The organism is Streptomyces sp. NPDC037290 (genome assembly GCF_055603245.1).
Genome location: NZ_JBVJVZ010000053.1, coordinates 9,246 through 13,480 on the forward strand (window position 1 = coordinate 9,246; position 4,235 = coordinate 13,480).

3 protein-coding genes are annotated in these 4,235 nt (G+C 66.6%); 2 read left to right on the plus strand and 1 reads right to left on the minus strand.

Annotated features, from left to right (window positions below; translation table 11 throughout):
• Positions 1-543: 543 nt before the first annotated feature.
• Positions 544-1,254, minus strand: coding sequence for an IS6 family transposase (locus tag ACZ7HQ_RS43465; protein WP_471002660.1), 711 nt, complete (start codon positions 1,252-1,254; stop codon positions 544-546).
• 693 nt (positions 1,255-1,947) lie between these two features.
• On the opposite strand from ACZ7HQ_RS43465, the gene istA reads away from it, so the two are divergent.
• The gene (gene istA / locus ACZ7HQ_RS43470; RefSeq protein ID WP_471002665.1) at positions 1,948-3,345 is read left to right on the plus strand and encodes an IS21 family transposase; all 1,398 of its coding nucleotides are present in this window, start codon (positions 1,948-1,950) and stop codon (positions 3,343-3,345) included.
• Positions 3,342-4,115 carry an IS21-like element helper ATPase IstB gene (gene istB, locus ACZ7HQ_RS43475; protein ID WP_471002662.1) on the plus strand — a complete coding sequence of 258 codons (774 nt, stop codon included), beginning with the start codon at positions 3,342-3,344 and terminating at the stop codon, positions 4,113-4,115. Before istA ends, istB begins: the two co-directional genes overlap by 4 nt.
• Positions 4,116-4,235: the final 120 nt, after the last annotated feature.

Consider the following 4,235-nt stretch of genomic DNA (forward strand, 5'->3'; position numbering starts at 1 on the left):
CGTGCGGACCGGCGTGACTTGGAGCGCCGTGACATGGACCGCCGTGACATGGACCGCGGGCGCCGTTAGTTGATCGGCTTATGGGGCCGGTATCTGGGAGAGCTGCTTCTGGAGTGTCGGTTCGTAGGCCCGTGTGAGGGGCGTCAGGGGCGTCTCTCACACGGGCCTTGTGGTGTGCGGGTGGCCCGCCTGCTCAGGCCGGGAAACGCAGGCAGCAGTACCACGAGCGACGGGACGGGCGCGAGGATCGACAACGGCGCGGATCGGTTCAAGAACAGCCGCGAGGATCAGTTCAAGAACGACGACAGTGGATGTATTGGTGCACGGTTGTCTGAAAGACCCGCCCCCGTCCCGACGCCCGGGCTCCAAGTTCGCTCATCGCTTGGTGATGTGCTGGTCGGGTTGAGGCGCCGACTTGTATGGCTGTAGCGATGTGCGGTCGGGTTGGCCGCTCGTAGCGTGTCGTAGGGCTTTGTCAGGTTGAGCGGGGTTTGGAGGGGTGGCCCGGTTCGGGACGTGCCTGGCCGAGGTGGTGGCGGTGGTTCAGGCTCTGGTGGGCAGGCCGGCGACGCCGGTGATCTGGTTCCAGATGGTGAAGCGGATGGTCATCTCGAGGCGGTAGTTGGGTGCGGTCATCAGGTGGCGATGGGGCCGGAAGTGGGGTGATATGCCGCTGAAGGAGGCGAGGAACCGCTGCGCGGCACCCATCGATCGGAAGCCTTTCATCGCCCGTTCGCGTTGCCTGGTCGGCTGGTGGGAGTTCTCGGCCCGGTTGTTGCGGCCCTTGTGGGAGCGGTGCTCGACTGAGGGCATGACCTCGCGGTGGGCGGCGCTGTAACTGCGGAGCTTGTCGGTGACGATGACCCGGGGCACGGAGCGGGCCTTCTTCATGAGTTTGCGGACGAAGCGCCTGGCCGCGGGCTCGTCGCGGCGGTTCTGCAGGAGGATGTCGAGGACGTTGCCGTCGGCGTCCACGGCCCGCCACAGGTACTTCTGCACACCGCTGATCTTCACGAAGACCTCGTCGAGGTGCCACTTGTCACCTGGCTGAGGGCGGCGCCTGCGTAAGGCTGCTGCGTAGGCAGGGCCGAACCGGCGCGTCCACTGGTGGACCGTCTCGTGCGACACCTTGATGCCGCGCTCGAGCATCAGCTCCTCGACGTCGCGCAGGCTCCGGCTGAACCGGTGGTACAGCCACACGCAGTGGGAGATGACCTCCGGCGGGAAGCGGAAACCCCGGTACGCGACCGTCAAGTTCAGGTGGTCACAGAAAAAGCCTCTCAGTTTCACGGCCGAAAGCGGTGTCGATGCGAAAGTCACACTCAAGACTGGGAAAGGGAGTATCGGAGTCGAGGGTGTGCAAGGTGGCTCCGGCCTGAAAGTCTCAGGGGAAGGGGTGCAAGTCTTCACCAATGCAAAAATTGAACCCAAGGTCACGCTCGGCGCCCCAGATGGATCCAGCCTCGCGTTCACAGGCCCGACGGCCAAGATGAACTTTACGGCCGGGGCGGGCGGAGTCACTTTCGATGCAAGTGAAGGCTATAGGCCGAGTATCACTCTTACCGACCCTAAAGGACATAGTTTATCGGTGGACGGCGTGGGCGCCGGAGTGGGGGTACACGCCGGGTCGGACGGATTTAAGTTCAACGCCCAGGCGGACGCCAACCCAACTATCACCCTCGGTGACTCCACAGGTACGAAATACAAATTCACGCCGGGGGCTACGCAGCATCCCTTGATTTCTCGCAGGGACGCGTCAGCGTTTTGTCCGCGTACATGTTGATGTGCAGAGGCAGGTACGAGCTCACGTACACACTCGATCGGGTTGATCTTGGGCGTGTCGTACGCGTGTCGTGAGTAGGGCCTGCGGGTGCGGGACAGCCATCGCGCGAGGTGAGAGGAGGCGAAGGGTGTCCCGTCTCGATGATCCTGCACTCGGAGCGTTGGATGGATCTGCGCCGGTTCCGCGCCCTGCATGAGGCAGGGATGAGTATCTCCGCCATCGCCCGGGAGACCGGGTTGAACTGGCGGACAGTCAAGAAGTATGTCGAGGCGCCACTGCCGGTGGTGCCGCCGAAAGGGCCGCCCCGCAAGGGCTGCAACCCGCAGGTGATCGAGCCGTTCAAACCGGTCATCGACGCCTGGCTGCGGGCCGACATCACCCTGAAGGGCACGGTGATCCACGAGCGGCTCGTCGCGCAGTACGGGTTCACCGGCAACTACCAGCGAGTGAAGATCTATCTGCAGCAGGCCCGGCCGCAGGTGATGGCCGAGCTGGGCATCGGCTCGGACGAACTCGACGGCCTGCACCGCTGGTTCGAGGTGATCCCCGGCGCCCAGGCCCAGGTCGACTGGGGCGACGAGGGCGGCGTCCTCGCACACGTCGGGATCAAGAAGGTGTACTCCTTCCACATGGTCCTGTCCTACTCACGGGACCCGTTTTGCTGCTTCACCACGTCGATGGACCTGGCGACATTCTGGGACTGCCACCGTCGGGCGTTTGCCCACTTCGGAGGGGTCCCCAAGGTGATCGTCTACGACCGGACCAAGACCGTCGTGCGTCGGCACGTCGCCCCGGGCGAGGCGGTCCCGCTGCATCCGGAAGCTGTTGCGTTCGCTGGCCACTACAACTTCGACATCGACGTGCTGGCCGCCTACCGGCCCACCGGAAAAGGGCGGGTCGAGCGGCAGGTGACCATCGTTCGTGATCACCTGCTGGCGGGCCGGTCATTCAACTCGGTGGTGGAGATGGATGCCGCCTTCGTCGACTGGGTGCCGCTGCGGCGGGCCCGCACCCATCGCACGCACCATGAGGTGATCGGCCTGCGGGCCGAACGCGACCATGCCGCGCTGCGTCCCCTTCCGCCCCGGCCCTACCTGGTCACCGACCGACACCTGCGGCACGTCGGCAAGGACTGTCTGGTCGCGTTCGAGGCCAGCCTCTACTCGGTGCCCGCCCGCCGCGTCCGCCCCCGACAGCTGGTCGAGGTCCGTGCCGGCGGCGACAGCATCTCCCTGCACCTGCTGGCCCCGGACCTGACAGGGTCGACCCTGCTGGCCGTTCATCCCCGGTCGCACACCCGCGGCGCCTGGGTCGTCGACGACGCCCACTGGAACGGCCTGCCCGACGGATCCGGCCGCCGCACCACCACACACGTCCCCGAACCGGCTCGCCGGTCCGGGGCGGCGACCGCGTCGGACAGCCCACTCCAAGAACTGATCAAACAGTCACCCGCTGCCCAAGTCACCGTCGGGAAAGGGCCGTTGTCGTTCTACGACGACATCGCCGGCACCGGGCCCAAGCCCCGGCCCCGCATCGTTTCGGACTCGAAGGACACCGCGTGAGCGAACTGGTCACTGCCCGACTGCGATCCACCGCCGCCAAGCTCGGCCTGCCCCACACGGCGGCCAGTCTCGACCACCTGATCCAGCGCGCGGACGCCGGCAAGATGGGCTACCTCGACTTCCTCGACCTGGCCCTGTCCGAGGAACTGGCCGTCCGGGACGACCGCCGCTTTCACACCGGCCTGCGGCTGTCCCGGCTGCCGCACCACAAGACGCTGGACGACTACGACTTCTCGTTCCAGCCGGAACTCGACCCCCGCAAGATCCGCGACCTGGCCACCTTGGCCTTCGTCGAAACCAGGACCAACGTCGCCCTGCTGGGACCGCCCGGGGTCGGAAAAACCCACATCGCGGTGGGCCTGGCCGTCGCAGCCTGCCGGGCCGGGTTCACCATCTACTTCACCAGCCTCGACGACATGGTCCGGCAGCTCAAAGAGGCCGACCGGATCGGCCGGCTGGCCGCCAGAATGCGGCAGTATCAGCGGCCCGACGTTCTCGTGGTCGACGAGGTGGGCTATCTCCCACTCGACCGGGACGAGGCCAACCTCGTCTTCCAGCTGATCTCGAAGCGATACGAGAAGGGCTCGATCATCCTCACCTCGAACAAGACCTTCGGAGAGTGGGGACAGGTGTTCGGAGACGAGGTCCTCGCCACGGCCATCCTCGACCGTCTCCTGCACCACTGCGAGGTCGTCTCCATCAACGGCAACAGCTACCGGCTCAAGAACAAGCTGTTCGCCATCGACGGCGGCGACGCAGCGACCGCCTGAACCTGCCGCTTCACCCCACACGGCCGGGGGGGGGGGGGGGGGGGGGGGGGGGGGGGGGGGGGGGGGGGGGGGGGGGGGGGGGGGGGGGGGGGGGGGGGGGGGGGGGGGGGGGGGCGGGGG